Origin of the sequence: Zobellia uliginosa (assembly GCF_900156625.1) — a bacterium.
GTDB classification, from domain to species: Bacteria; Bacteroidota; Bacteroidia; order Flavobacteriales; family Flavobacteriaceae; genus Zobellia; species Zobellia uliginosa.
In genome coordinates this window covers 77,339-103,982 of record NZ_FTOB01000002.1, presented here as the reverse complement: position 1 = coordinate 103,982, position 26,644 = coordinate 77,339, and the positions used below count along the sequence as shown (strand labels likewise).

The window sequence follows — 26,644 nt, the reverse complement described above, 5'->3', positions numbered from 1 at the left end:
CGGAAACCACTAGAACGGCCTAGGTCCTGCTGATAGGTTCAAATTTTGCCCTCCTCCTTTTTAAAACCGAAATTTATCGGCTACGGATATATGCGATTTTCTATCTTAGTACTTGCAAGTAGATGCTGCGATGGCTATAGACTATTCTTGCCACCAATTCGACCCAAAATATGAAACAGACGCTACTAGGTTTCTCCCTTTTACTGATCACGACTTTATCCCGTGGACAAGCCTTGCCCGAAAAAATCAGTGAAAGCGACTTTTCAATGGGCAAGTCGATCCAAATCGAATCGACCGTATTGGAGGAAACAAGGGACCTGAACATTTACCTGCCCCTAAACTACGCTTCCGATAGTTTAAAGACCTATCCCGTCATTTATTTGCTTGATGGTTCTAAGGATGAAGATTTTATACATATTTCCGGAATCGTTCAATTTGCTTCTTTTTCTTGGATTCGGATGCTTCCGGAATCCATTGTGGTTGGCATCGGAAATAAGGATAGAAAGAAAGATTTTACATTTCCTTCCCAAAACAAGCAAGATCAAAAAGAGTTTCCTACTTCCGGAAAATCAAAAAACTTCATCGCATTTATAGAAAAAGAACTCCAACCCTTTATAACATCAAACTATAGAACCACAAAAACGAAAACGATAATCGGACAATCGCTCGGCGGTCTACTGGCTACAGAAATTCTATTTAAAAAACCCCATCTATTTGACAACTATATTATTGTGAGTCCCAGTTTATGGTGGAACGACGAAAAGCTGCTAGAGGAAATACCTACCGCCTATGACACCCCTAAATCGATTTATATTGCCGGGGGAAAAGAGGGCGAAATCATGGAACGGACCGCGAAAGAACTATTTGATAAATTGAGTGCGAACAAAAAGGACAACACTGTGTTATTTTACGATTTTTTAGAGGACAAAACTCACGGAGACGCATTGCATATGGCGGTATACCGTGCTTTTGAAACCATATTTAAATCCCCAAAAGAATAAAAAACCGTCCCACAAAGTAGCGGGAGCGAAAACAAATATCTCCCCGTCCGAAAAAAATAAAATCCGCTACCATTCCGTTGTTATGTACATAAATACAAAAGGCAGCCTTGCCCGGTCTGGATTTCCTTCTGGAATTTATCGGACAAAAACTGAAACCCATTAAGATCAAGACATGTTTAAACGATTTAAGTCCCCTAAACAACTCAATCGAAAGGAAAGAACAGAGAAGTTCCTAAAAAGTAAAGGCGTCAAAATAAATGAACACCTCCCCCACATAGAAGCTGAAGAAGACACCACATTGCGAACCCCCAAGGAAATAGCCCAAAGGGTTTCTGTTCTAGCAACCACCAATATGGTGGCATTCAATGTTATAGAGGCGGAAGATGCGATCGAGTATTTAAAGACATACCATCTTTGGGAGCTGCTTACCCCTAAAGAAAAAAGCTTCTTAGAAAGCCCCACCGACGATAAGAAAACCCAAGAAACCTGGAAATGCGAAGGGATTTGGGTCTTAATGTGGGCCCTGGGCGTTATAGAGGATATAGGGTATCCGGACAAAATGTGCGATTTAAATCAGATCCCATTCGAAAAATACCCTATTGGAGAAGGCAAAGACCCGAATACATTTATCAATAGTTTTTCAAAATCAAGGACAAAAACCGAGATTTTGGATGCCAACGATTTATATTACAGAATGGATTGGACCTGTGTTGATGCGAGGTTAAACGGATACGAATTAAACGGGCTGAATCCCGGTGTGGTGTACGAAAGACATTATGCCTTGAACTGGTTGGTCAACTATATGGACCAAGAATGGGACGACATTTCTTGCGACACTTAAAAACGAAACATAGCGGAATGGTCAATGGTGACTGGACCAATAAATATGTGGAAAAATAGACTCTTATATTTGAAAAGGAGAAGAGAAGAAAATTAGTATTTATATTTCAAGAAGAGATTGAGGCCAAAATGCTTATGGCAAATGAATAAATGATTGAAATTGAACACACTAAACAACCAATACCAATATGGGTAACCCTTACCCGAGTCCTTGAACAGCGAAAAAAACATCGTTTTTAAGCCCTTTTTAGGGAGCCAAGTTACACGGCACACCAACAAGTTAGGATCCATCGCCCGATTGGCAAGGATCCCAAAAAGCTCTTTTTTTTATAACTTGTGCTACAGGTATATGGGCTATACGTAATGTAAAACAACATTCTCGAAAACAAATAGAATGACTCAATCTGAACTCATACTTTTAAACTTTACGGAGATCAGGAGAAGAAGTATAAAACTTTGGAATGGACTACCTGAGAAATATTACCATTGGAAACCTGACGGAAAAGCCATGAGTGCGTCAGAAATGATAAGACACGTTTTGGAAGCCGATTATGGCTGGAATATTATTATCAACCAAGGCGATATGACAAATTATAAAACCCCTTGGATCAACCGACCATTTACTAGTGTTACCGACGAACTTGAATTTGCCGAACCCTATAGAAATACCTTTTTAAAAAGCATTCGCCAATTTTCGGATAGGGAATTAAACGAAACGGAAATCGTTCACCCTGGAAATGGGGACAAGAAAATCCTTGCCAAATATTTGTTACGGATTGCATATCACGAATCTGTTCACGCAGGACAATTCCTGTCGTATTTAAGGGCAATGCATATTGATAGACCAGAGATATGGGATTGATAAAACACTACAGCCAGCAAAAAAACCGAGCTAAAAAACAAACCTATTCCCTCCTAACTACGGGTAGGCCACTATAGACAAACACATAGAATAGTGACTAGACTAAGAATCGGGTATAGAAGTATTTTTAATAAAAAATACGAAATTGAACTGTTTGACTTTTTAATGGAGAATACAGATCAATTCAACACGCCTTATGACGGTCTTGATTTATGGAACAGTAAAGGGTCGGAAACAAAAGTTCTTCAAGTAGAAGAGCGTATTGAGTATTTTCATTTTATGTACGTACCTATTTTTCCTATCACCCATGTTTGGACTTTAAGATCGGAACGGAACAATAGAGTACCTACAATTGGAGTTTATATTAACAGGGAAAAAGTCGCAAGCATAAACAATGGTGAGACCCGACCCTATATAGTTGAAAGTGGCAAAAAACAGATATTTAACTTTAACCAAAGCATATCAAATGGCAGAATTAGACGATAAAATTCACACGCAAATCGAGGACCTGTGCGCCAAGGGGGATCATTTGGCCGAAGAAGGCAATTTTGCCGCGGCCCTAGAGAATTATTGGAATGCCTTTGATTTAGTTCCCGAACCAAAAACCGATTGGGATAGCGCAACATGGATTTTAACGGCCATCGGCGATGCCAATTTTCTCGGAAATGATTTTAAGGCAGGTGTAGACAATCTTACCTATGCCATGCATTGTCCCGGAGCGATCGGCAATGCATTTATTCATATGCGACTCGGTCAATGTCAATTTGAAACCGGAAACCTAGAGCGTGCGGCCGATGAGTTGACCCGTGCCTATGCCCTTGAAGGAGAGGAAATTTTCTCTGAAGACGCCCCGAAATACCTAGAATTTTTAAAAACCCGTATTACCCCTGAACCACCCCAAAAAAAACCTTGGTGGAAATGGTAATGCCAATGGCGCCCAGCAACGGTTTTGCTTCCCCTGGCCCATCACTTCCCATACATATGCTCATGTGTATCAAACCAAAATAGCGTGACAATCTCGAAATATAGCACGTAACCGCACTATAAAAACACTGATCCTATGTTATCGTATTGACGGCGAGTTTTTAGACAAATAGCCGAGGTAAAAAAAACCTTTTATTGACCTGACCGAACCTCCACGCCCCCTCTCTAAGAGCTAAGCCATCCTCCTTGAACAATAGAGATTCATTATCTTAGCTCTTATAAATACGATAGCCTTAGTGATGCTATCCTACTTTTTGGCCATAATATCCCAACCGAACACAAAACGAATGAAAAATAAATTAAAACAAAGCGTTCTGACTTCTTATCTGATTGGAGCACCTATCGGATTTTTTGTCGTTTTCGCTACGATTTTTGTTCCAAGTTTTTTATTTGGGGAAGGACTAATGACAATTGCTATTCTTGGAACATACGGAATTTCAACGATCGGACTTGTAGTTGCGTTTTTGATCGCTCTTTGGATTGGTGGAAAAGTAGCCTATAAAAATATTAAAAACGGAAAATCATTACTTCTGGCGTCCTTTAAATACTCTACTATTGTGAATTTAATGATCTGGATAACTTTTTGCCTGATTATCGGACTGACTGTTGCAGAAGAAAAAATTCTAATGATGATTCCTCCAATTATAGCTTTTGTTGCTTGCACAGTTCTCACAACATTTTCAATCGGACTTTTAATTTCATATATGATCAAACGAATTAATAGTAAACAGACTGAATTTAAAAATACTGTCACCCCCCATGTATAAACGCAACTGAGGCTTATATGGCCCCCTTATGTTCAATGCTGAACAAGAATCGCTTCTTGAAATAAAAACTATCCCTAACATCTAAAGGAGGTTAATTTAATATATGAACAAACATTTTACCCTAGTTCTCCTAACGGTACTAATCGGCAATCGACTTATAGCACAAGAGGCTACACAGCTCGATACCATCAGACAACTTAAAGAAGTAATTATAACTTACCAAGCCGACAAGTTGACGCCAATTACTTTTCAAAATATCCATTCAAAAGAAATAAAGTCAAAATCAGTGGGCCAAGAGCCTTCATTTTTACTTTCTGAAACGCCTTCTATCACCAACTATTCCGATGCAGGAAATTCGCAAGGTTATTCCTATTTCCGACTTAGGGGTATTGACCAAACCAGAATAAATATGACACTTGATGGTGTACCTCTTAATGAACCCGAAGACCAAGGGGGATATTTTTCAAATTTTCCCGATCTACTAAATTCAGTAAGCAAAATTCAAATCCAAAGGGGACTTGGATTGACAAAAAACGGTGTGGCCAGTTACGGAGGAAGCATTCAACTCTTTTCACCAAACCTTAGGGATTCAACACGAACAACTTTTGGCCTGGGTTATGGTTCGTTTAATAGCCTCAGGGCGTTTGGAGAGTACAACAGCGGAATTAAAAACAGAAAAGCAATATACCTTAGGGCGTCACAAGTTTATTCCGATGGTTACAAGTACCATTCAGCCAACAACTCCCAATCGGTTTTTGTAAGTAGCGGCTTGTTCTTTGATAAATCAACCTGGAAAATAAACTTACTGGCGGGGCAACAAAAGAATGAAATGGCTTGGCTTGGCGTATCGGATTCCTTGATCCATATTGACAGAAGAACAAATGCCAATTCAAGTCAAGAAAAAGATAGGTTCTTTCAAAGTCTTGCCCAAATTCAAAACTCTTGGCAGATCAGCCCTTCTTCTTTTCTACAATCAAGTATATACCATACTTTTTTAAAAGGAAACTACGATTTTGACCTGAATAATTTTTTAGGCTTTCCGCCTACCGAAGAATTGTACAATTACGCTTTTCAATCAAACCTTATCGGTCTTTTTAGCAATTACAGTTATTCAAAAAATAATTTTAGTTGGACTACCGGCTTTCACGGAAACCTATACAATAGAAAACACACCGGAAGCGAGAAAGAATTAGGCCAACTCTATCAAAATAAAGGTTTAAAAAATGAAGTAAGCGCTTTTACAAAAGCAAATTACGGCTACAAATGGCTAACATTTTTTGCCGACATCCAATATCGCTATGTCAATTTTGATTACAAAGGTTCCGTTGCTTTCCAGAAATTGGATTGGGATTTTATCAACCCAAAAGCAGGGTTCAGTACTTCGTTAAATCCACATTCAAGCCTATATTACAGCATTGGAAGAACAGGAAGAGAGCCTACAAGAAACGATATGTTCGGTGGTAACGATGATCTATTGGCCGATAATTCAGGTAATCCCGTTTTATCCAACACTAAACCAGAATATGTGGTAAATCACGAATTGGGCTTTAGGTATCAAAAAAAGAGACTAAATCTGGACTTCAATTTTTACCATATGGATTTCGAAAATGAAATTGTCTTAGACGGCAAATTTGGACCTAACGGATTATCCTTGACCAGTAATGTTGAGCAAAGTGTACGAACAGGATTGGAACTGGCCCTTTTCTATAAAGTAAATCACTATTTTTCGTTAAGAAATAATTCTTCCTTCAATTATAGTCGGATAAAGGAACAGTCGGAAAAATTCAACCCAATACTAACACCACCACTGATCGTTAATCAAGAAGTCGTGTTTAATAAAAACAATCTCACCTTAGCCTTATCCGCAAAATATCAGCATAGTTCATTTATTGATTTTGCCAATGAAGAAATGGTAGACGGCTACTTTCTTATGAATAGCAGGGCGAGCTATGATATCGATAAATTTCAATTCGCCATATTTCTAAACAACATTACCGATACAAAATATTTCAACCAAGGTTATGTTGATTTTGATGGAAGCAAAAAATATTTTGTGCAGGCCCCGATCAATTTTTATACTTCAATTCAATACAATTTCTAATGAATTTATTCGACATTGAAAACATTGCTTTTGAGGTATTGAACTACCCAATAAGCTATGTTGAGTTGATAGCCACGCTATTTGGTTTGATTTCCGTCTACTTGGCCACAAGAGCCAACATTCTTACTTGGAGCACTGGAATTGTAAACGAACTGTTTTTGTTCATTTTGTTCTTTCAAGTACAGCTGTATGCCGATATGTTTTTACAAGTGTATTTTTTCGCAGTCACCTTGTATGGTTGGTACAATTGGAAAAATAAATCCGAAGAAAATAGCATTACCTCAATTGACCCAAAATCAAAATTGTGGTTATCTCTCATTATTGTTCTTTCAACTCTTATCGCAGGCTACTTGTTTAGTAAAATTCATTTGTATTTACCGCTCTATTTCATATTCGAAGCCTCTTATCCGTTTGCCGATTCCTTTGTAATGGTGTTAAGTATTATTGCTACCGTTTTGCTGGCCAAAAAGAAAATAGAGACTTGGTATTTATGGATTGTTGTCGATTTGGTTTGTGTATTCCTATTTTTCAAAAAAGGAATTGTCTTTTTAAGCTTGGAATACTTTGTTTTCTTGTGCCTTGCAACGTTCGGATTGTTTAATTGGAAAAGACAATTAAGTAATGGTTAAAGCATTTATTTTCGGGAAGTTTATGCCTTTTCACAAAGGACATGAAGCAATGATAAATTTTGCTTTGACGAAGTGCGACCATCTATCCGTTTTAGTTTGTTGCAGCGACAGAGAAAAAATCCCTTCCGAAACAAGAAAAAATTGGATTGAAGAGACCTTTAAATCAACACAAAACATTGAAGTCAACACCTTCAGTTATAGTGAAGCCGATTTACCCAATACATCGGAATCCTCCCGAGAAGTTTCAAGTTTATGGTCAGAAATATTCAAGAAACTATACCCTGACCATGATTTGGTAATTACATCGGAAGAATATGGCGACTATGTTGCTTCATTTATGAAAATCAAGCATATTCCTTTTGACATTCCCAAACAACGCTATCCTGTTTCCGCTACTGCTGTTCGGAATGATCTATTTTCAAACTGGAAATTTTTACCCCCAAGTGTAAAACCTTACTTTGCCATTAAGGTGGTTATACTTGGAACTGAAAGCACCGGAAAAACCACACTCGCCGAAAAACTTGCGAAGCATTACAAGTGCAGCCTGGTAAAAGAAGCCGGTAGAGACCTTATTCCTAATTCCAATTCATTTGAATTTAAAGACTTACATCTAGTGGCATCGGAACACGCAAAGCGAATCAACCAACAAAAATGTGGTGAAAGTCCCCTGATTATAATTGACACCGATATCCACACAACAATGTCATACGCAAACTTCATTTTCAACAAAGATCTGAAAGTAGATAATCAAATTTATAACTCAAACAAAGCCGACCTGTATCTCTACCTTAATAATGACGTAAAATTTCAACAAGATGGAACTCGTTTGAGCGAATTGAACAGGAATTTATTGGACTTGTCAAATAGAAAAATATTAAAAGAAAAGAGAATCGATTTTGTTGAAATAAAGGGTGGGTGGAAACAACGGTTTAAAAGCGCCTTGATGGAAATTGACCTGGTTATAAAGAAAAACGAACAATGGGCATAATACGGTATAAGTAGACTGCAATTAGGAACCCCTAAAATGGAAATAAAAACTTTAGAAGGCGTAGATAAAAAAAGCATTTTGCAAGCTTTTAACCATGCTTTTTCCGACTATTTCATTTCTTTTAAACTAACCGAAGAACAACTAAGCGCTAAAATGCTTGCGGATAAAATTGACCTTGACCTATCGGTCGGGGTCTTTGACAATGGAAAACTGATAGCCTTGATTTTACACGGATACGACAGCATTGACCACAAAAAAATAGTGTACAACGGAGGGACCGGGGTTATTCCGGAAAAAAGAGGATCGGGACTAACAAAGCAGATGTATCGCTTCATTCTTCCCGTTCTTGATGAAAAAGGAATAGACACTCTTCTACTTGAAGTGATTACCAAGAATATTCCGGCAATCGCCTCCTATAAAAAATCCGGATTTAAAATTAAAAGAGAACTATCTTGCTACAAGGGATGGGTTGAAATTTCAAAAATGACCGAGCATATCGAAATCAAGCCATTACAGCACTATAACTGGCCGCTGATGGAATCCTTTTGGGAGGTTTCCCCTACTTGGCAAAACTCAAAGAACGTTCTCACCGCCCTAAAAGATACCAACATTTCTTTAGGTGCTTTTATAGAAAATCAGTTCGTCGGATATCTTATTTTTAACCCAGTTAGCCAACGGATACATCAAATTGCCGTAAACAAGGATCACAGAAAAAAGGGAATAGCTTCCACCTTAATTTTAAGACTAAACCAAAAGTACGGAAATACACTCTCAGTAATCAATGTAGATAAAGGGTCAAAGGCCATAAACACTTTTTTTAATCAAATCGGACTTGAAAACCATCTTGAACAAGTAGAAATGGAACTGGAATTGAACAAAAACCATAGCGATCAAGGGTAAGCACGGCACAAGCCCGTAAGTGCGCCAAACCCTTACATATCCAACCATTCCTTAAAAGCGTTCGCCTTTCCGCTACTGATTACCTGGTCTCCGTCCGGGGCCGGTTCCAAAAGCAAATACAGGCGACCTTTAAAATAGGGCGTTACCTCTTTTACGGCCTCGATGTTTACCACCAATTGACGGTTGGCCCGAAAAAACATCTGGGGGTCCAATTGCGCTTCCAACTGGTCTAGGGTATAGTTGACTACAAAGCGGTTTCCCTTAAAATTGACCAACAGCACCACGCCTTCTTCCGCAATAAAGTAGGCCACCTCGTTCGTGGAAATGCTTTTTATCACCTGCCCGGTTTTTACCATAAACCTGGTCTTGACTTCGCGATACCCCCGTTCCAACACGGAGTTTTCAATCAAATTCCGCAAGTTTTTCATTTCGGAGGAAAGCGCTTCCTTATGCAGGCTTTCATACTTTTCAATGGCTTTTTGAAGCTCCTCCTCCTTGATGGGCTTTAACAAATAATCGACACTATTGACCTTAAAGGCCTCTATGGCGTATTGGTTATAGGCCGTCGTAAATATAACAGGGCAGTCGATTTTTACCTCCCGCCACATCTCAAAGCTCCGGCCATCGGAAAGATGGATGTCGCAAAAGATCAAGTTCGGCGCATCATGGGTATCAAACCATTCTATGCCTTCCTCGACCGACTCGATTCGGGTCAACACCTCATAATCGGGCCGAAGCTTTAGAACGAGTTCTTCGAGGGCATCTCCCGCCAAGGGCTCATCTTCAACTATTACTATTTTCATAATTCTCGACTTTTAACAACGGAAGCCTGACTATAAATTCCTCCTCCGTCCTTACCCATTCCACTTCTTCTTGCGAAAGGAAGCTGTAACGCGTTCTTAGGTTTTTCAGCCCTGTTTTTGTCGAAGTGGTCTCTTCGAACCTAGGGCTAAGCCTGTTGCGTACCACCAACTTTCCTTCCTCGGTGTGGATACGTACCCGTAACGGTTTTTTAGACGTGGACCCGTTGTGCTTTATGACGTTTTCGATAAGTGTCTGCAAGGCCCCGGGAGGCAAAAAGTAGGATAAGCTATCCTCGGCTATGTCCAAGCTTATTTGCAATGCCTTTCCAAAACGGGTTTCTAGTAGAAAAATATAGGCTTTGCTTACTTCCAGTTCCTTTTCCAAGGGAATCAAGGGCTCATCGCCATAGGTAAGAAAAGAACGGTATAGATCCGACAGCCTTTGGGTAAACTCGGTCGCCTTTTCTTGGTCTTTGTGGATCAACGACCTCAGAACGTTTAGACTGTTAAACAAAAAATGGGGCTGCACTTGGTTTTTGAGTCCCTCTAACTGCGCTTGGTAGTTTTCCTTCTGTAGCCTTGCCGAGCGTAGCATTTCGGCCCGCAATTGGTTTTTATGCCGCTCGCGCTCCACAAAATAATAGAAAAAAAGGGAGATAAAGGTGCCCGATATAAATGCCGTTCTCACACGTACCGGCAAAAGCCCTTCCTCTCCAAAAATTAGGACCAAGGGAAGGTAATTGGTTACCATATAAATGACCAAGGTGGAGGAAATTACGATCAGCATTTCAATAAAGAGCTTCAGAAAAGGGTTGATTTCCTTGAAAAACCGATGCTTCATCCATACCGAGATCAAACTGTGGGCCCCGAACAATGAGAGCAGAAAGACAAATGCGAAAAAAAGCTCTTGCAACTCATATATGGAGAAAAAGAACTTCACCTTTCCCACGTTCATATAGACTACCGCTTCAAAAACGACAAGCGTGGTGAGGGCCGCTATTCCGATTTTTTCAAGGACCATTGAAAAACGCGAACGCGACGATTTTTCTGGGGCAAGGCTATTATTTTCTTCCTTTGGTTTAATAAAAGACAAGTTGTGTTTAAGATAAAAGTATAAAATATTTCCGTTCTTTCCCGATCGCATACTTCTTTGGTTTCAATGCTTATACTACCGCCAATTTCCTAAAATTCGCTTACCTATCCTTCCGTTTCATTCCCTTCATATCCCGATTCATTTATCCCATATCCCGATTCATCGGAAACCACTTCTACAGGCCCTTCGATCACGGCATATTTGCCATTGAAAACGATAAAACACAACAACTTAAAATTTTGCCGTTATGAAACTTTTTCAGCTAATTTTCGTATTAATGGCCTTATTTGTAAGCCAGTTTTTGTTGGCCCAAGGCCCCAACCTCAACGGAACGTTGTACGACCAAAACGAGGAACCCGTTTCCTTTGCCACGGTCGCCTTAATGAAACTGCCCGACTCGACCATGGTTACCGGAACAATGAGCGATATAGACGGACAGTTTAGCCTAAAACCCAACCTTACTGGGAAGTACTACCTACGGTTGAGCGCCATAGGATACTCCAATACCCTCACCCCGGAATTTGAGATTACCGGTCCTGAATTCAACAAGGATTTTGGGCGCATCACCCTGAACGAAGAAACCACCATGCTCGATGAAGTAGTCGTAAAGACCTGGAGGCCCCAGGTGCGTGCCGAAAACGGAAAAGTGGTAATGCGGGTCGCAGGAAGCTCCCTTGCCGCAGGAAACACCGCTTACCAGATGCTGGCCAAGGCACCCGGGGTATCTGTCTCCCAAAATGGCGATTTTCAGATCAACGGTAAAGATGGGGTCGCCGTAATGATAGATGACCGGCTTACTTATTTTTCTTCCGAAGAGCTTAAAACCCTACTTGAAAACATGCCTGCAGAAAATATCGAAAACATTGAGGTTATTACCAACCCCTCGGCCAAATACGACGCCGAGGGAAGTGCCGGGATACTCAATATCACCCTTAAAAAGAACACCCTTAGCGGTATAAACGGAAGTGTTTATAGCGGAATAAAAGTGGGGCGACAAACCCTCTTCAACAGCGGTGCCAACATCAATTACAAAAAGGGAAAATGGAACTCCTTTTTAAACATAGACGCCTCACAACGTGGCTTGGTAAGGGATGCCTTCTCTTACCGCACCTTTCCGGAGGTGAGTACCTATAGCTATTATAGTCAGGATGGGAGACAGACCAGCAAACGTTTTGTTCCATCGCTCAAGCTCGGAACCGACTACGACCTCAACGAAAAGCACAGCTTGGGGATAATGGGGAATTTTATGTACCAGGATCGCAAGCAAGACTGGAACCTTATAAGCCTTGGAATTATGAACAACGATACCTCCGTCGATATCGATGCCAAAAACCATATGGACGAAAGTTTTGGAAATGCACGGATCAACCTTCATTATACCGGAAAACTCGATACGCTGGGAACCCGTATATCTGCGGATGTCGATTACGTTAGGTTGCAAAAGGAAAGCGAATCAAAATTCAGGAATCAATATTTGTATTCAGAAGATGGTTCAGCCCCCTTTGAAGCCTTATCCAACAAAAGCAACTCAGACTACGATATCTATGCCGCAAGAATCGACTTCAGCCTACCCTTGTCTCCTACCTCAACACTTGAAACCGGTGTAAAGGCCAGTAAGGTGATTTCAAACAGTGAGCTGCAGGCCTATTTCGGCATAGGGGAAGGCAGTACCTTAGATCCAGACGGAAGCAATGACTTCCGATATGAAGAAGAAATCTTTGCCGGATATGTAAACTATAGCAACCGCATTAACGATACCTGGAACATTCAAGGAGGATTGCGCGTAGAAAAAACCAATGGCCAGGGGCAATCCTTTATCCTCGATCAAACCCATACTAACGATTACCTAAATCTGTTCCCCAATGTTTCGGTTGAACAGCAAGTAAACGATAATTATAAACTGAATTATTCCTTTGGCAGACGAATTACCCGTCCGAATTACCAGTTACTGAATCCATTTCTGTTTTACTTGGATCCCAATACGTCTATCGTAGGCAACCCCGATTTACAGCCTCAAATATCCAACGTCATTAAATTGGGACAGACCTTTTTTAGAAAGTACAACCTTATACTGAGCTACGATTATACTAAAAATTATATGGCCGAAGAACCAACTACCGATCCCATAACCGGTAAATCAACATACACCACCAATAACCTGGATTATTACAAAGGTTACAACGCTACGGTAATTGGACCCGTCCAATTGGCTTCTTTCTGGCAAACCAATAATAACCTGAGCCTAACCTATCAAGACTTTAAAATGGAAATGGACCACGAAATAATCAATAACAACAACCTCCATTTTATGGCCCAAACCAACCACCAGGTCAACCTTCCAGCCGATTTTAAACTGGAGGTGAGTGCTACGGTCAACGGACCAACGATTAACGGAATTTACAATATTGACGGCCAATGGTGGATAGATGCAGGTATTAAACGCTCTTTTATGGACAATAAACTGAACGTTTCCCTAAGGGCCTCCGACATTTTTAGGAGCATGGACATGAAGGTCGATGCCACTTACGGCGGAAACTACTTTAACCTGAAACAATATTTCTGGCAACAGGCCGTAAGCCTTAACCTGCGCTATAGCTTTGACAAAGGCAATAAAGCCGAACGGGAAATTCGAAAAAACAGCTTGGAGGAAATAAACCGGGTGGGCGGCAACTAATTTTGCTCATTTTATAATTGCCAACACCGTTCGAGGCTTATTTTAAGTATATGGAATAGGCCTGCCCAAGGCGCATCACCACAAACTATGGGATGCGCCTTTTATGGTCAATACCCCAAGGGAAGGATAGAAAGACCCATAGGCAAATTATATCCCCTTTATCGATCCTCGCTAGGGTACCACGGGGAAATAAACCTCGTTTTTTTATAAAAGAATTCTCCCCAGAAACACGAACATTAATGATAATTTCATGAATTTTGCACCGTCCTAAAAAGGGTTTTTCCCTAGAAAGACCTACCGCCCATATGTTCAATTGTAAGGTTCGTAGGGTAGCATCTATTTATATCGAGAAAAATGACCGAACTACTATTCCTAATTAAATTGGCCGTTGCCATTGTGTTTGTTATCGGCCTATCCCTTCTTGCGGAAAATGTGAGTCCGAAAGTCGCCGGAATTTTATCGGGATACCCCACCGGTTCCGCTATAACCTTATTCTTTTTCGGACTGGAAGTAAGTCCCGATTACGCCGCGAAAAGTGCCGTTTACAATATGATCGGACTTACCGCTGCCCTATCATTTGTCTATATTTACTACATCGCATCAAAGTACTTTGTCAAGCTCAACATCCTCCTTTCCTCCTTATCGGCCATACTCGGTTATTTTGTGATAGTTTGGCTATTGCACCTTATTGAAATCAATATATTTCTAGCCATAGCAATACCCATTGCTTTTGCATTACTGTACATCTACCTGTTCAGGGAAATCAAGAACATTACCATTGAGACCAAGGCCAAACTCAATTTTAAGATTCTTTTTGTGCGGGCCTTTTTTGCCGCTTTGATCATTTTGCTGATCACCAGCGTCCCCAAATTCGTGGGTCCCAACTGGGCGGGACTTTTCTCTGCCTTCCCCACGACCCTATTCCCCTTAATGCTGATCATCCACTATACCTACTCAAAGGAACACGTACATACCGTAATTAAAAATGTTCCCATAGGGATGTTTTCATTGATAATTTACTCTCTAACGGTATCTATCGTTTACCCCTTGTTCGGGATATACCTAGGCACCCTTGTTTCTTTCGGGACCGCTACCCTCTATCTCTTGGTTTATTCAAAAATTAAAAGTCTGATCAACAACAGAAAAAGAGTGGTCGAGCTAAAAAAAGGGACACATTAAATCCATTAAAAAATTGCCCAATATTTCATGGCTCCAGGAAACTGACCGAACTTGGGTGTCAAGGTTTTCGTAACTTAGATGTTGTATGTGAGATAGCATCGATAACAATAGAATATTGTTGGCAACAAGCCCCAAAAAATGAATAAATTATTACAAAGCGACTTATCAGAACTCGAATCCCTTCTCGAAAAAGTAAAATCACAAGGCCTTGATTATATCAATACAATAAACGACAGGCCTACTTCTTCCCATCAAAAGATCCCTGAAACACTCGGGCTAAATAACCAAGGGCTTGGAGGGCGAGAAACCTTGCAATTATTCAACGAAAGGTTCGAACCCCTAATAGTGTCTTCTTCCGGACCAAGATTTTGGGGCTATGTCATTGGTGGCTCAACCCCTGCTTCCATTATGGGAGATTGGTTGGCAAGCGTCTATGACCAAAATCCACAAGCCATAAAGGGAACTGGAGATATCTCCGCCAATATAGAATTGGAGACCATCCAATTGATTTTAGACCTTTTTGACCTGCCTAAATCCTATGTCGGGGGATTTGTCACCGGGGCTACGATGTCGAACTTCACTTGTTTAGCGGTCGCCAGGCAATGGATCGGAAAAACCGCGGGCAAGGATTTTGCAAAGGAAGGTATTACGGAAAAAATACCTGTCCTGACCGCCACACCCCACTCTTCCGCCATTAAATCACTGGCCCTTTTAGGTATGGGCAGCAATACCATTGTTAAAGTAAAAACCATAGATGGCCATAGGGAAGCTATTTCAATCGACGATCTAGAAGCCCAAATCAAAAAATTAAACGGTCGCCCCTTTATCCTTATCTCAAGTGCAGGAACCGTAAATACAGTGGACTTTGACGATTTTAAGGCTATTAAGAAATTAAAGGAAACGTATAATTTTTGGTGGCACACCGATGCCGCCTTTGGAGGTTTCGCCGCTTGCTCCAATACCCATAAACACTTTCTCGAAGATTGGGATTGTTCCGATAGCATAACCCTTGACTGTCATAAATGGCTAAACGTGCCCTATGAAAGTGCCGTTTTTCTCGTAAAGGAAGAACATCGCCTATTACAAACAGAATCTTTTCAAAATTCCAATGCCCCCTATCTCGGCGACCCATTGGAGAATTTCAATTACCTTAATTTTCTTCCCGAAAACTCAAGACGCCTTAAGGCCTTGCCGGCTTGGTTTTCCTTAAGGGCATATGGAAAGGAAGGCTATGCCTCCATTGTAGAAAACAGTATTGCTTTGGCTCAATATTTTGGGAATAAAATAGAGGAAAGCCACGATTTTAAATTATTGGCCCCGGTTCGATTGAACAATATCGTCTTTAATCTAAAGGGCAAACCCGACCAAGATGTATTGGATGCTTTTTTAAGCCGATTAAACGGTTCCGGCAAAGTGTTTATGACCCCGACATTTTACCATGACGAAAAAGCGATCAGGGCGTCGTTTGTGAATTGGAGGACGACCGAAAAGGATGTTGACTTGGTATGTAAAGAAATGCAGCGAATCATAAATACAATTTAAATGAATGAAGCAGTAGATAGATTTAGCTTGTTCTTCAAAAAAGATTTTAAAAAAAAGTTTCTGATTTTCGTTAGCATTCCCCTACTGGCAAGTGCCGTATTTTTAGTGGACTTTTTTCTGTTGCCCGAAAGCAGTACCACCGATTCCATATCGTCTATAAGCATCGTAACACTTCCCCAAAGTACCGGAGGCACATCGGTTAGGTCTAGCAGACCTTCGGGTTATAGGTATACTACCAAAACAAACCTCAAATTTGCCACATCGAAAACAAGAATAAAATCACCAGAAATTCAATTAACGGTAAGCCCTATCTTTAAGACCGTAAAAACAGTTAGTACCCCTAAAAAGAAAATAGATATCGCATCGGGCTTTAGCGGCTTAAACCAAGTGTTATTGATCCTATGTAACGGAAGTATAATTATTTCGATTCTGTACACCCTTTTAACGAAACATATCACCGAAAATGCGAGACTAAATTTACTTTTTTCAAACCTTTTCCTCCTCGCGATATGGATCTATGCCCTGATCCTATATTAACCCTTGAACATAATTGAAATAAGGGCTGCACGACTTCGAAACCACCTTCAAATTTGCTGTTTTTAGATAACAAGACCCTGGCCGCAAAGACCGCTATCGGCATACGGGTGAGCCGCATTAAAAACGGATGCTTCCTATCTGCCCTGCCCTTACAGCACCTTTTTGGTTTCATGACAGGGAGTTAGAAGTATCATTCCCGATACCTTAGAAAACAAAAAGTCCCGTCCTTTTAAAATCTTCACAACAACTTCCATTTTTTCCCAAGTCTTTCCAGATTTCGCCCCTAGGTTTGCCCCATAATTATTTAAAACCCTATAAATATGTAGACAGGATCAATGGGATCCATAGTATTGAACAGCTTAAAAAAATTACAATGAAAACGAAAAAATTAATTGAATTCCCCTCTATGAAAAACACAGTAAAAATGCCCGTAATCGCAATGGCATCGTTTTTAACCCTTTTTACCTCTTGTAGCGACGATGACGACAGTAACTCCAATGATATCTTTTTAAGTGAGGATGAGATTCCCGAAGCGATCCAAAACTACATCACCACACATTTTGGCGATAATTCGGTATTTCAAGCGGAAAAAGAAACTGAAAACGACATCGTAAGCTATGAAGTCCAATTAAGCGATAACACCAGTCTAGAGTTTAATAGCGAGATGGATATTGTTGATATCGACGGTACATCAAAACTTCCCGATTCGGTAATACCGGAAGCTATACGCGACTATACCGCCACCAACTATCCAGATAATTTTATTACGGATTGGGAATTGGAACTCGACCACCAACAAGTAGAATTGGACAACAATGTTGAACTCGAATTTGAAATGAACGGAGATTTTATCAGGATCGACAACGACTGATAATCGCTTCCCCCAGTAGTAGGTACAACCAAAGAAACCTACCCACAATAAAAATAGCTAGGCCCTAACCTAGCTATTTTTTGTTTGCAAACATTTAGAAACCGGCTTCCTTGTCCCTGTAAGCTGTTCCCCATGACCAAGGTGCCCTAACAAGACCGGACCGATAAAGTTTATCGGGTTTCCTTTCGATTGTGATTCCTTAATTTATTTGGTGCAATCTAGTATTATAAATAAAAGCGAAGCTTCCGAAACCTAATACAGTTTCGTATTTGAAAATGCAAAGTATTGCGACCTCAAGAATCATATTTTCAACAAAATGGAAATTGGGGATGAAATTGAAATAGCCCATAAAAAACATGCCAAATGGGTTGTCAATATCTATCGAAATGCATTACATATTGAAAACAGTCCTTGTTTACAGCGATATGGATAAAAACCGATAACAAATATTTCGCATTTAGCTTCGTGCACAAACGAAAGTAAATCATATCAAGAGATAGCATCTTTCTTTTAAGCCCTCGAAACCGCTTCCTTAAGGCAAACCCGTCACCTGTGAGTTAGGGTTTTCTTATCTTAGTTCTTATATGTAGGATAGCATTAATGATCATATCCTATTGTTGTAATCAATAGCCCAATAAATCAAAAAAAAGGCCTTTAATTACAGGTATAAAAGAAGTTTCCGTTTTATTATTTTGTATACATTTGACTTCGCTAAAACAAAATATACGTAATTAAGATTTTTCTTCCTTAAACGATATTCGAATTCTCGCCCTGGGTGAGGTTTGACCTTTTTAAAATCAAAAACAAGAATCCTAAATTATAATATATTCATTAATGAAAAATAGCATAAAGCGTTCACCACGCACATTTTCTACTCTATTACTTTTTTTCTCCTTTTACAGCTTTATTCTTAACATTAGCTGTGATTCTAAAGAAGAAGAAGAAGAAGAAGATTGCACAAAAACCGCAGTTGTTAGCGATACTTACTTCTTGAATAACCAACAATACTTCATTGATAAAACTATTGAACTACCCTGTAGTTTTCCTGATCCAGAACCATTAACTCAAATTGACCCACCTGAGTTAGATGGCTTTACTTACGATGTCTTATTTTATGAATTTACACCCGATACTGGAAATAATACTTCGCGTTGGCGATTTGAAATTCAATTAAACAACCCAAATGATTACGAAGTTACAGGGTTGCCTATATTGACCGTAAAGATAGGAGAGCAAACGTCCAGTCAAAGTTATTCAGATAAAACAACCTTGCCTTGCTTCCAACTTGGGGCTAAATCCAGTTGTACACTATTTTATGACCAAGAAAGCTCCCTAGATTTGGGTATAATCAATGATATAGAACTTATAAACGTTCAATATTTTTTAACTAATTAGAATTTACTTGATTACGATTCCAAAATGAAAGTCTTAAAAGTTACCAAAAATGGAGCCATAAGATGGAAAGCCTATAATTGGGTTTACCTTTCCGCTTCGCTACAAGGTAAACATATCGGAGCAATGGTATTTGGAGGGTGTTTTATAGAAACATATTTTTAGAATACTTTGATGAACATCTGTTTAGAAAGAAAGAACAATCAGTAAGGTTGGAAACTAACTTAGTGTAAACCCTAAGCTATAACTTTTGTAAATAATGTATATTAACGAACAGGCGAAAAAATCATCTAAATGAAACCATTATCTGAATTAATAAATAAAGACGAACCAGGTTGGGAATTAGTTTCTGAATGGATTAAAGATGCTACAAATAAGGTCCAAGTATTATTGAAAAATGAAAAAAATGCCGAATTAGCTTTATATAACAGTCAAGTTACCACACGTTCTCCAATGGGTGCAATTATTTATGAAACAGGCGGAATTTTAATTGATAACGGATGGATTCGAATTTTAGGTTCTGGCAATGAAAAAATAAATCGGAGTTTACCTGATTGGAATAAAAACAAATCAATAACTGAATTTGGACAACAAGCTCCATATTTTCTCATAGCTGATGATGTTATCGGAGGGTTTTTCGCGATTAATGGAGGGGAATTTGGGGAAGATTTAGGACAAATATATTATTTCGCTCCTGATTGTCTTGAATGGGAATCTATGGATATGGGATATTCTGACTTTATCTGGTGGACACTTACTGGAGATTTAGAACAATTTTATGAAGGCTTAAAATGGAATAATTGGGTAGAGGAAATTAAAAACTTGGACGGTAATGAAGGAATCGGATTCTATCCTTTTTTATGGACGGAATATGGTAATATAAATGATTTGAGTAGAAAACCAATTCCGATTGAAGAGATTTGGAATCTTCAACTTGATTTCAAAAAACAGCTATAAAAAGCCAGCATACAACATTGGTAACGGTTGCACAACTCGTCATCAGCAATAAATTGATGGTTTTTGAATTACAAAAAAACAACTAAAACACAATATATCAGTTAGTTATATTTAAAAAATACCCTACCAAGTACGTATTGATGAAATTCATGCTTGTGCAACAGGCACATAACCTAAACGTAATGCAGACTTTAGGGCAAAACCGAAAGGTCTGTGTATATTTACAATGTAGCTAAATTGAAAATTACGCGCCAGCGAAATATTCAAAATCGGCAATTAAAAAAGAAAAAACAATTACAAAACAAAAAGCTCTGGCCAGTAGACCAGACGGAAACGTTTCAGCCGGATCAACTCGCCCACTGTTGTCGCAGATGTCGTACCTCCGCACTACGCTTAGCTAAAACCTTATGCTTTATTTAAAAACGATATGAAAAGAATTTCAATACTAAAATATTTTATTTTACTATTCATCTGTATCTCTTGCGGACAAAAATCAAGTAAAAAACAAAATGATATACATTCAGACAAAATAGAACAGAATCGTGAATCATTGAATAAAAAAAGTGAAATTGATATAGAAGAGATTGACGAAGTAAAAAAAGAAAACTCAACTATTAAAAATTACGTTTGTTACACTAGCGATACCAATAATTCCAAAAAGATTTGGATTGGGTTTAACGATTCAAACAGAGCAACAGAGATTAGATACAAGGGGCAATCAGAATCAATACCCATGAAGTTTGTCAGAAATGAATATATAGAAGGAGGTACAAGCCCTACAATAATTGATTATTACGATGAAATTTATAACGGAAAAATAAATGGCGTTTATAAATTGACAAAATCAGGAAATTGGTACTATGTCACTTATAAAAGAGAAAAAGACGATAAAGAATTCAACTTTACGATTGATCACACTGCTGATAATTTCTCTTCAACACCTTGCTTTTAATCAGCATAAGCACAACAATAGGAACCGTTGCGCAACCCGTCATCAGAAATACATTGATAGTTTTTGAATTATCAGAAATGATCAAAAACCAATTTACCATTTAGTTATATTTTATAAAAAATAACCTAACAAGTAGGTATTGATGGAATTCATGGTTGCGCAACAGGCACAATACCTATAGCAAATAGGGCAATAAGTGGTAAAAATGAAATTTAGGGCAACGAATAAAATTAGCGGTAAACTGAAAATGAAATGCCCATAGCTTCATTCACAAACCCTTGTACGTAATTAAAACAAACGAAAATGAAAGTACTTTTTAAGCTATTTTTATTCCTCTTTTTTATTCTTTTCAGTATAAAGTCTTTCTCTCAGAAAATCGTTGAATATTACGAGCCAGTAAAAAATGATAGCCTAAGAGTTGGAATGGGAGAAAATGACTTTTTTTCATTTGTTCAAAAAGGTTATACGCTAATGCTTCCTGAAAATAAGGAAATAAAAGGGGTGCTCATTTTCCTCGAAGATTCAAAATATGATAAAAAGAACAGGAGTTCAAAGCAGATGTATACTCAAGCATCGGAAAAGGACTTTGCGGTATTGTCCGTTTCAACCGAAATCCCTCTAGACTTTTACTTTTCTAAATCATCTATGGCTTCTACGCATAAGCTGATTCGAGAAGTGTTTGATAAATATAACTTACCGAATAACAACATTTTCTTTTTAGGAGCAAGTTTAGTCGGTCATAGAGCGATGCGTTATATCAAATTCATGAAAGAGAGTGACTCCAAATTTCAACTTAAAATTAAAGGTATTATCGTTTGCAATTTCACGATGGATTTTACAAGAAAATGGTATCAACATAAACGTGATATAAGAATTAACCGCATTGACCTTTGGGAACCAAAATTTATAAACTATCTATTGGAAACGAACTTGGGAGGAACACCTAAAACCAATCCCGAAAACTATCACAACTTCTCATCATATAGCTACTTCGATGAAAAAAATGAAAATGTTAAAATTTACAAAGACTACGCTGTTAGAGCATATATAGAACCTGCAATAAAATATAAACTAAATAAGCAACTAAGAACCCTATATGAGAATAATTCTACGGATATAGTTGGCTTTTTAGCTGAGTTGCAACTCGTAGGAAATAAGAATAATGAATTGATTGTTTTACAGCCTGAAGATAATACTTCATCAAAAAAGAATACTCAATCAACTTGGGATGCGCTAAATAAAGATGAACTTATGGATTGGGTTCAAAAACAAACGGAAAAATAACTACACGCAACAATGGTAAGGGTAGTACCCGTCGCTGAACAGCGAAAAAAAGAACATTTTTGAGCCTTTTCAAGGACTTTTGGTTTTCAGGCCGGTCTTTGCTCCTTGATTTTTGAGCGACCCAAAAGGGCGAAGAACATTTGGCGCTAGACCTTTTCGGCTATTTTCAAAAGACCAAGTGCCCTACCCTACTTTTGACACGTTTTTCCGTGAATTTCAAGTACTTTTTCAGGTTGAAGGCGATCGTCGAGCGGTGCATCACCTTGTTGGCCTGTGCCAACCCTATGGAGTTTATCTTCCTGAGTATCATGAAAGCGTCAGTGTTCCGAATACGGCTTCCAGCGCACCTTCCCGTTTGTCTTTCATATATCTGCCCTGTTGGCTGTTCACCCCTTCGATGTTCCGCTCGTACTCGGCCCGATAATAGGTGACCGAAAATTGGTTTTCGTTTAGATATTAAAGAAGGCTTAGAGTGTCTTTATTTATTTACTATTGCAAATTAGTTGCAATAATAAAAAAGATTGTATATTCGCCAAAAACAATTGCGATAACATCGCATTAATATCATCTAATGACTCGAAGAGAAATCATAGAAATATTTGGAGTGTCAGGTTTGGCATTTGCAATGCCGAGACCTTGGTCACTCTTCGCTCAATACAATAACAAAATGGATAAAAAAGAATTTGAAGTAATCATTATCGGCGGGAGCTACGCCGGTATTTCTACAGCTATGAGTTTAGGACGTTCCTTAAGAGATACATTGATCATAGATGCGGGAAAACCCTGTAACCGCCAAACACCACATTCCCATAATTTTCTGACCCAAGACGGAAGCACGCCTGAAGAAATATCTAAAATTGCCAAAAGTCAACTATCTAAATATGACCGTGTCAAATTTTATAAGGGACTTGCCGTAAGTGGTAAGAGAATTAAAAAAGGTTTTGAAATCACAACCTCAAAGGGAGATAAATTTAGTGCCAAGAAATTGGTTTTTGCTACAGGGATTAAAGACATAATGCCAAATATAAATGGCTTTTCCGAATGCTGGGGAATTTCAGTGGTACACTGTCCTTATTGTCACGGTTACGAAATACGAAATAAAAAAACCGCTATAATCGCTAATGGAGAAAGAGCATTTCACCTTGCCTCTCTAGTGAACAATTTAACAAAAGACATAACAATCATCACTTCGGGAATAAAAAATTTCGATGAAAAGCAACTCGAAAAGTTAAGGCGGAACCATATTAAAATTGTAGAAAAGGAAATTGCAACCATCGAACATAAGAATGGGCAATTAGAAAATGTAGTATTCAAAGACGGGAGTAAGGAAAATTACGAATGTGCATATGCTTCTGTTCCGTTTGAACAAAACTCTAGAATACCTGAAATATTAGGTTGTAAATTTAATGAACACGGACATATTGAAGTCAATCCTATGCAAAAAACTACAGAGGAAGGAATTTTTGCTTGTGGCGACAATAGTTCATTAATGCGTTCTGTTGCAATAGCAGTTTCTAGTGGAAATATTTCAGGAGCCATTATTAATAATGAACTTACACAAGAGGGTTTTTAATTGGGTGGCAGTATGTTTAAACCCCGTAAAATCGGAAGGCCATTCAAAAAAGAATTTACAAATTTTCAAAAATAATCGACCTTTATTCCATCGGAAAAAATAGGGAAGCCATCATTCTTGGATAAGGCTACACCCTTATATCACCAATTGTCTGAACTTATTCAAAATCGAAGGAGGTTTTGAGACAAACTGCGGTTGTAGCCCATTCCAATGAACAATTTGGTATGCTGAATTTATTTAGAAAGACCAAACCCAAAACCTTCAAATCAAGTGTTCTGAAACTTGGCAGCAATTTTTGCCCCCCCCCTCTAAGACGAGTGGGACGAAATCAACCGTTGGGATAAATATGGGCTTTACTGTAATTATGCAGCTTCCAATAACATTTTAGGGTTTAGCTTTATTATATCAAAACATCACCACTTCGCCCCCCCAAATAAATTGTTCGATGGAGAAATTTTTATTTCAAATAAGAAGATAGACTATGATGGGCTCAACACTATGGGAATTAAGGTTAAATGGCCGAACAAGCACATATAAAAAGTAGGTTGCGGAGCTTGCGGTCGCCCATTTTACCTATTCTAGCCTGCCCCTGGCACTACTGCCCGACATATGCATGACTAGGGTTGTGCCCACATAGCTACAAGGCTGGCCCGCAGTATCGAACTTGTTGAAACCGTCGGCAACCACGATCAAGAACAGTGTTGCTTTGCCTCCTAGTCCCGAATCGCTCTTCAAGTCCGCCCACACACTTATTCCAAAAGTTTGCGTCAATACGCCCTTTGAAATATAACACCGACTTCATTCCATAAATCAATTCGCACAAAATTCACAATTCCCCTGTATCAATATTTGAGAGACGGTTACTTGCCTATTTGGAATTTCGGGTAAATAAACATTAATATTCAAACAATCGACTTTACCACAACTTAAGCACTGGAAATGTGGATGCCCGTCAAAGTGTTTCGATTTGGTGCAAGACTTACATTTTGCATACCATCGAATTCCACTATTGTCAAGAAAAGAATGTAAGACACCATCATCTTCAAGTTTATCCAACACACGATAAACCGTAGTCTTATTAAGTTTTGAATCAAGGCGCCCAATTAACTCAATAGCCGACAATGCTTCTGTACTTTGAAACTCTGCCAATAAGAATTCTACAGATTGTGTTTTTCTAATTATTCCCATGTAACAAATTTATTACAACTTAGTTGTAATAACAAATTATATGATTACTTTTGCAACCAAGTTGCATTAACATTGTAGATAACTATGAAATTAATCTTAAGAAAACCCGATATTTATGGAGCTATCGTAAGCAATTTGTGTGTAATTCACTGTGTAGCCACCCCTTTCATTTTTGTGGCTCATACCTCCTCTTTAAACGAACATATATCGACACCGATTTGGTGGAGCTATTTAGACTATGTTTTCTTAACTATTTCATTCTTTGCGGTAAGTCGCTCCACTAAAAACACCGGTAAAAGCTACATGAAACCCTTATTATGGATTAATTGGAGTGCTTTACTTTTTTTAATCCTAAATGAAAAGTATCAATTGCTTTCATTGCCCGAAACCGTAACCTATATTACTGCATTTTCCCTAGCTTCACTTCATATTTATAATTTGAAATATTGTCAATGCAAAAACAATAAATGTTGTACTCAAAATGGATAAATACAAAATAGAAACATTAGGCGATAATCATATTTCCACAAGCGTTCAAACACCATTGCGTCCGGATGCATTTGAGAAATCCGATAAAGAAAAAATTAAAAACATTCAAAGTTATTTTTCTAAAATAATGGAAGAATTGGGGTTAGACTTAACCGATGACAGCCTATCTGGCACCCCATATAGATTCGCCAAAATGTACGTAGAAGAACTTTTTTACGGTTTAGACCCCAAGAACAAACCAAAAATCTCAGTTTTTGACAATAAATATGGATACGACAAAATGTTGGTAGAACAAAATATTACTATCAACTCTTCCTGTGAACATCATTTTTTACCGATTACGGGAAAAGCCCATATCGGGTATATCCCCAAAAATAAAGTCGTTGGACTATCAAAAATAAACAGGTTAGTCGATTACTACGCACATCGCCCTCAAGTCCAAGAAAGACTTTCCCTGCAAATCTTACGAGATTTACAAAATACCTTGGAAACGGACGATGTCATCGTGGTGATTTCAGCCGAACATTTATGTGTTTCCTCTAGGGGAATTAAAGACTCCAATAGTTTCACCACGACCATTGAGTACGGAGGCCGTTTTGAGAACGAACGAATCAAAAGTGACTTCTTGAAATTAATAGGCTCATAAGACCATTGGCTACAACACATACAAAAAATAAAATATCATTTCTTCTCCTAGCTTTATTTCTCCTAACGAAAGTGGCCGGGCTGCATGTTTTATCTCATTCAAATGATGATAAAGAGCACGATACTTGTATTGTTTGTGACTACGCATTTACAAATAATTTAATTCCAACTCTTGCTCCTAAGCCCAGTGATTTTGAAATAGAGAATTTTGCATTTTATATACCCCTTGAGATTGTTAACAACTATCGGTACACGGTTACCGGCACTATCATTACCACGGCTCTATTTTCTAGACCTCCCCCCATATTACTATAAGTCTTCTATACATTTTTAAGTCCGAAAACTTGAACTACCAGGCGCTTCACCACATGAGGCTCCTTAGGTCTTCATCAA

At 38.7% G+C, this 26,644-nt stretch carries 30 protein-coding genes; 24 read left to right on the top strand and 6 right to left on the bottom strand.

Annotated features, from left to right (window positions below; genetic code table 11):
- Window positions 1-170 precede the first annotated feature (170 nt).
- The 10 genes from BW980_RS05245 (at window position 171) to BW980_RS05195 (ending at window position 9,072) form a co-directional block, all read left to right on the top strand.
- Entirely contained in the window at window positions 171-1,001 is an 831-nt protein-coding gene (locus BW980_RS05245; protein ID WP_076453909.1) for an alpha/beta hydrolase, read from the top strand.
- Between the two features lie 172 nt (window positions 1,002-1,173).
- Window positions 1,174-1,842, top strand: coding sequence for a DUF4272 domain-containing protein (locus tag BW980_RS05235; RefSeq protein ID WP_076453907.1), 669 nt, complete (start codon window positions 1,174-1,176; stop codon window positions 1,840-1,842).
- A gap of 393 nt (window positions 1,843-2,235) precedes the next feature.
- Entirely contained in the window at window positions 2,236-2,703 is a 468-nt protein-coding gene (locus tag BW980_RS05230) for a DinB family protein (RefSeq protein ID WP_076453906.1), read from the top strand.
- A gap of 93 nt (window positions 2,704-2,796) precedes the next feature.
- The gene (locus BW980_RS05225) at window positions 2,797-3,189 is read left to right on the top strand and encodes a hypothetical protein (protein WP_139327610.1); all 393 of its coding nucleotides are present in this window, start codon (window positions 2,797-2,799) and stop codon (window positions 3,187-3,189) included.
- The gene (locus tag BW980_RS05220; protein WP_076453904.1) at window positions 3,170-3,628 is read left to right on the top strand and encodes a hypothetical protein; all 459 of its coding nucleotides are present in this window, start codon (window positions 3,170-3,172) and stop codon (window positions 3,626-3,628) included. Before BW980_RS05225 ends, BW980_RS05220 begins: the two co-directional genes overlap by 20 nt.
- A 346-nt stretch (window positions 3,629-3,974) precedes the next feature.
- Entirely contained in the window at window positions 3,975-4,454 is a 480-nt protein-coding gene (locus BW980_RS05215) for a hypothetical protein (RefSeq protein WP_076453903.1), read from the top strand.
- A gap of 103 nt (window positions 4,455-4,557) precedes the next feature.
- Window positions 4,558-6,555, top strand: coding sequence for a TonB-dependent receptor (locus BW980_RS05210; protein ID WP_076453902.1), 1,998 nt, complete (start codon window positions 4,558-4,560; stop codon window positions 6,553-6,555).
- The gene (pnuC, locus tag BW980_RS05205; protein ID WP_076453901.1) at window positions 6,555-7,184 is read left to right on the top strand and encodes a nicotinamide riboside transporter PnuC; all 630 of its coding nucleotides are present in this window, start codon (window positions 6,555-6,557) and stop codon (window positions 7,182-7,184) included. The genes BW980_RS05210 and pnuC overlap by 1 nt, the downstream gene beginning before the upstream one ends.
- Window positions 7,177-8,172 (top strand): AAA family ATPase, encoded by a 996-nt coding sequence (locus BW980_RS05200; protein ID WP_076453900.1) that lies wholly within the window; start codon window positions 7,177-7,179, stop codon window positions 8,170-8,172. The genes pnuC and BW980_RS05200 overlap by 8 nt, the downstream gene beginning before the upstream one ends.
- 36 nt (window positions 8,173-8,208) lie before the next feature.
- A complete protein-coding gene (locus BW980_RS05195) occupies window positions 8,209-9,072 on the top strand; it encodes a GNAT family N-acetyltransferase (RefSeq protein WP_076453899.1) in 864 nt (287 codons plus the stop codon).
- A gap of 32 nt (window positions 9,073-9,104) precedes the next feature.
- Here BW980_RS05195 and BW980_RS05190 read toward each other — a convergent pair whose 3' ends face one another.
- Genes BW980_RS05190 through BW980_RS22910 form a run of 3 tightly spaced genes read right to left on the bottom strand, consistent with a single transcriptional unit; the run spans window position 9,105 to window position 11,195 of the window.
- The gene (locus BW980_RS05190) at window positions 9,105-9,875 is read right to left on the bottom strand and encodes a LytR/AlgR family response regulator transcription factor (protein ID WP_076453898.1); all 771 of its coding nucleotides are present in this window, start codon (window positions 9,873-9,875) and stop codon (window positions 9,105-9,107) included.
- Complete coding sequence (locus tag BW980_RS05185) at window positions 9,856-11,019, bottom strand: sensor histidine kinase (protein ID WP_076453897.1); 1,164 nt, start codon at window positions 11,017-11,019, stop codon at window positions 9,856-9,858. Before BW980_RS05185 ends, BW980_RS05190 begins: the two co-directional genes overlap by 20 nt.
- 53 nt (window positions 11,020-11,072) lie before the next feature.
- Complete coding sequence (locus tag BW980_RS22910; protein ID WP_262508139.1) at window positions 11,073-11,195, bottom strand: hypothetical protein; 123 nt, start codon at window positions 11,193-11,195, stop codon at window positions 11,073-11,075.
- A 20-nt stretch (window positions 11,196-11,215) separates the two neighbouring features.
- On the opposite strand from BW980_RS22910, the gene BW980_RS05180 reads away from it, so the two are divergent.
- The 10 genes from BW980_RS05180 (at window position 11,216) to BW980_RS05140 (ending at window position 22,356) form a co-directional block, all read left to right on the top strand.
- Window positions 11,216-13,642, top strand: a complete 2,427-nt coding sequence (locus BW980_RS05180; RefSeq protein WP_076453896.1) for a TonB-dependent receptor — start codon at window positions 11,216-11,218, stop codon at window positions 13,640-13,642.
- A 354-nt stretch (window positions 13,643-13,996) separates the two neighbouring features.
- Window positions 13,997-14,821 carry a hypothetical protein gene (locus BW980_RS05175; RefSeq protein ID WP_076453895.1) on the top strand — a complete coding sequence of 275 codons (825 nt, stop codon included), beginning with the start codon at window positions 13,997-13,999 and terminating at the stop codon, window positions 14,819-14,821.
- Between the two features lie 138 nt (window positions 14,822-14,959).
- Complete coding sequence (locus BW980_RS05170; RefSeq protein WP_076453894.1) at window positions 14,960-16,363, top strand: pyridoxal phosphate-dependent decarboxylase family protein; 1,404 nt, start codon at window positions 14,960-14,962, stop codon at window positions 16,361-16,363.
- Window positions 16,364-16,900 (top strand): hypothetical protein, encoded by a 537-nt coding sequence (locus BW980_RS05165; protein WP_076453893.1) that lies wholly within the window; start codon window positions 16,364-16,366, stop codon window positions 16,898-16,900.
- A gap of 53 nt (window positions 16,901-16,953) precedes the next feature.
- Window positions 16,954-17,085, top strand: coding sequence for a hypothetical protein (locus BW980_RS22905; protein WP_262508138.1), 132 nt, complete (start codon window positions 16,954-16,956; stop codon window positions 17,083-17,085).
- 221 nt (window positions 17,086-17,306) lie between these two features.
- Window positions 17,307-17,771: a PepSY-like domain-containing protein gene (locus tag BW980_RS05160; RefSeq protein ID WP_076454670.1), complete on the top strand. Its 465-nt coding sequence runs from the start codon at window positions 17,307-17,309 to the stop codon at window positions 17,769-17,771.
- A gap of 834 nt (window positions 17,772-18,605) precedes the next feature.
- Window positions 18,606-19,166 carry a hypothetical protein gene (locus BW980_RS05155; RefSeq protein WP_076453892.1) on the top strand — a complete coding sequence of 187 codons (561 nt, stop codon included), beginning with the start codon at window positions 18,606-18,608 and terminating at the stop codon, window positions 19,164-19,166.
- Between the two features lie 291 nt (window positions 19,167-19,457).
- A complete protein-coding gene (locus BW980_RS05150) occupies window positions 19,458-20,120 on the top strand; it encodes a DUF2625 domain-containing protein (protein WP_076453891.1) in 663 nt (220 codons plus the stop codon).
- A 427-nt stretch (window positions 20,121-20,547) separates the two neighbouring features.
- Window positions 20,548-21,072, top strand: a complete 525-nt coding sequence (locus BW980_RS05145; protein WP_076453890.1) for a hypothetical protein — start codon at window positions 20,548-20,550, stop codon at window positions 21,070-21,072.
- A gap of 303 nt (window positions 21,073-21,375) precedes the next feature.
- Window positions 21,376-22,356: a hypothetical protein gene (locus tag BW980_RS05140; protein ID WP_076453889.1), complete on the top strand. Its 981-nt coding sequence runs from the start codon at window positions 21,376-21,378 to the stop codon at window positions 22,354-22,356.
- A 166-nt stretch (window positions 22,357-22,522) separates the two neighbouring features.
- On the opposite strand, the gene BW980_RS22275 is transcribed toward BW980_RS05140, so the two are convergent.
- Window positions 22,523-22,666, bottom strand: a complete 144-nt coding sequence (locus BW980_RS22275) for a hypothetical protein (protein ID WP_245799956.1) — start codon at window positions 22,664-22,666, stop codon at window positions 22,523-22,525.
- Window positions 22,667-22,927: 261 nt separating this feature from the next.
- Between BW980_RS22275 and BW980_RS05130 the strand changes: the two genes are divergently transcribed.
- Together BW980_RS05130 and BW980_RS23060 are read left to right on the top strand one after the other, a co-directional pair.
- Window positions 22,928-23,929, top strand: a complete 1,002-nt coding sequence (locus BW980_RS05130; RefSeq protein ID WP_083690364.1) for an NAD(P)/FAD-dependent oxidoreductase — start codon at window positions 22,928-22,930, stop codon at window positions 23,927-23,929.
- Window positions 23,930-24,256: 327 nt separating this feature from the next.
- Window positions 24,257-24,466: a hypothetical protein gene (locus BW980_RS23060; RefSeq protein ID WP_449489378.1), complete on the top strand. Its 210-nt coding sequence runs from the start codon at window positions 24,257-24,259 to the stop codon at window positions 24,464-24,466.
- A gap of 36 nt (window positions 24,467-24,502) precedes the next feature.
- On the opposite strand, the gene BW980_RS22270 is transcribed toward BW980_RS23060, so the two are convergent.
- Both BW980_RS22270 and BW980_RS05125 read right to left on the bottom strand, forming a co-directional pair.
- Window positions 24,503-24,700 carry a transposase gene (locus BW980_RS22270; RefSeq protein ID WP_175609854.1) on the bottom strand — a complete coding sequence of 66 codons (198 nt, stop codon included), beginning with the start codon at window positions 24,698-24,700 and terminating at the stop codon, window positions 24,503-24,505.
- Window positions 24,701-24,739: 39 nt separating this feature from the next.
- Window positions 24,740-25,117 (bottom strand): Fur family transcriptional regulator, encoded by a 378-nt coding sequence (locus tag BW980_RS05125; RefSeq protein ID WP_076453887.1) that lies wholly within the window; start codon window positions 25,115-25,117, stop codon window positions 24,740-24,742.
- A gap of 84 nt (window positions 25,118-25,201) precedes the next feature.
- Between BW980_RS05125 and BW980_RS05120 the strand changes: the two genes are divergently transcribed.
- Together BW980_RS05120 and folE are read left to right on the top strand one after the other, a co-directional pair.
- Window positions 25,202-25,606, top strand: a complete 405-nt coding sequence (locus BW980_RS05120; protein ID WP_076453886.1) for a MerC domain-containing protein — start codon at window positions 25,202-25,204, stop codon at window positions 25,604-25,606.
- Window positions 25,599-26,252: a GTP cyclohydrolase I FolE gene (gene folE, locus BW980_RS05115; RefSeq protein WP_076453885.1), complete on the top strand. Its 654-nt coding sequence runs from the start codon at window positions 25,599-25,601 to the stop codon at window positions 26,250-26,252. Before BW980_RS05120 ends, folE begins: the two co-directional genes overlap by 8 nt.
- The last annotated feature ends 392 nt before the right edge of the window (window positions 26,253-26,644 follow it).

Coding starts and splice junctions, on each gene's coding strand:
- folE (WP_076453885.1), top strand. CDS start 25,599: ATGGATAAATACAAAATAGAAACATTAGGCGATAATCATATTTCCACA.
- BW980_RS05195 (WP_076453899.1), top strand. CDS start 8,209: ATGGAAATAAAAACTTTAGAAGGCGTAGATAAAAAAAGCATTTTGCAA.
- BW980_RS05150 (WP_076453891.1), top strand. CDS start 19,458: ATGAAACCATTATCTGAATTAATAAATAAAGACGAACCAGGTTGGGAA.
- BW980_RS05210 (WP_076453902.1), top strand. CDS start 4,558: ATGAACAAACATTTTACCCTAGTTCTCCTAACGGTACTAATCGGCAAT.
- BW980_RS05130 (WP_083690364.1), top strand. CDS start 22,928: ATGACTCGAAGAGAAATCATAGAAATATTTGGAGTGTCAGGTTTGGCA.
- BW980_RS05215 (WP_076453903.1), top strand. CDS start 3,975: ATGAAAAATAAATTAAAACAAAGCGTTCTGACTTCTTATCTGATTGGA.
- BW980_RS22275 (WP_245799956.1), bottom strand. CDS start 22,666: ATGATACTCAGGAAGATAAACTCCATAGGGTTGGCACAGGCCAACAAG.
- BW980_RS05125 (WP_076453887.1), bottom strand. CDS start 25,117: ATGGGAATAATTAGAAAAACACAATCTGTAGAATTCTTATTGGCAGAG.
- BW980_RS05235 (WP_076453907.1), top strand. CDS start 1,174: ATGTTTAAACGATTTAAGTCCCCTAAACAACTCAATCGAAAGGAAAGA.
- BW980_RS05230 (WP_076453906.1), top strand. CDS start 2,236: ATGACTCAATCTGAACTCATACTTTTAAACTTTACGGAGATCAGGAGA.
- BW980_RS05165 (WP_076453893.1), top strand. CDS start 16,364: ATGAATGAAGCAGTAGATAGATTTAGCTTGTTCTTCAAAAAAGATTTT.
- BW980_RS05245 (WP_076453909.1), top strand. CDS start 171: ATGAAACAGACGCTACTAGGTTTCTCCCTTTTACTGATCACGACTTTA.
- BW980_RS05155 (WP_076453892.1), top strand. CDS start 18,606: ATGAAAAATAGCATAAAGCGTTCACCACGCACATTTTCTACTCTATTA.
- BW980_RS05190 (WP_076453898.1), bottom strand. CDS start 9,875: ATGAAAATAGTAATAGTTGAAGATGAGCCCTTGGCGGGAGATGCCCTC.
- BW980_RS05120 (WP_076453886.1), top strand. CDS start 25,202: ATGAAATTAATCTTAAGAAAACCCGATATTTATGGAGCTATCGTAAGC.
- BW980_RS05145 (WP_076453890.1), top strand. CDS start 20,548: ATGAAAAGAATTTCAATACTAAAATATTTTATTTTACTATTCATCTGT.
- BW980_RS05160 (WP_076454670.1), top strand. CDS start 17,307: ATGAAAAACACAGTAAAAATGCCCGTAATCGCAATGGCATCGTTTTTA.
- pnuC (WP_076453901.1), top strand. CDS start 6,555: ATGAATTTATTCGACATTGAAAACATTGCTTTTGAGGTATTGAACTAC.
- BW980_RS05170 (WP_076453894.1), top strand. CDS start 14,960: ATGAATAAATTATTACAAAGCGACTTATCAGAACTCGAATCCCTTCTC.
- BW980_RS05180 (WP_076453896.1), top strand. CDS start 11,216: ATGAAACTTTTTCAGCTAATTTTCGTATTAATGGCCTTATTTGTAAGC.
- BW980_RS05175 (WP_076453895.1), top strand. CDS start 13,997: ATGACCGAACTACTATTCCTAATTAAATTGGCCGTTGCCATTGTGTTT.
- BW980_RS05185 (WP_076453897.1), bottom strand. CDS start 11,019: ATGCGATCGGGAAAGAACGGAAATATTTTATACTTTTATCTTAAACAC.
- BW980_RS05140 (WP_076453889.1), top strand. CDS start 21,376: ATGAAAGTACTTTTTAAGCTATTTTTATTCCTCTTTTTTATTCTTTTC.
- BW980_RS05220 (WP_076453904.1), top strand. CDS start 3,170: ATGGCAGAATTAGACGATAAAATTCACACGCAAATCGAGGACCTGTGC.
- BW980_RS05200 (WP_076453900.1), top strand. CDS start 7,177: ATGGTTAAAGCATTTATTTTCGGGAAGTTTATGCCTTTTCACAAAGGA.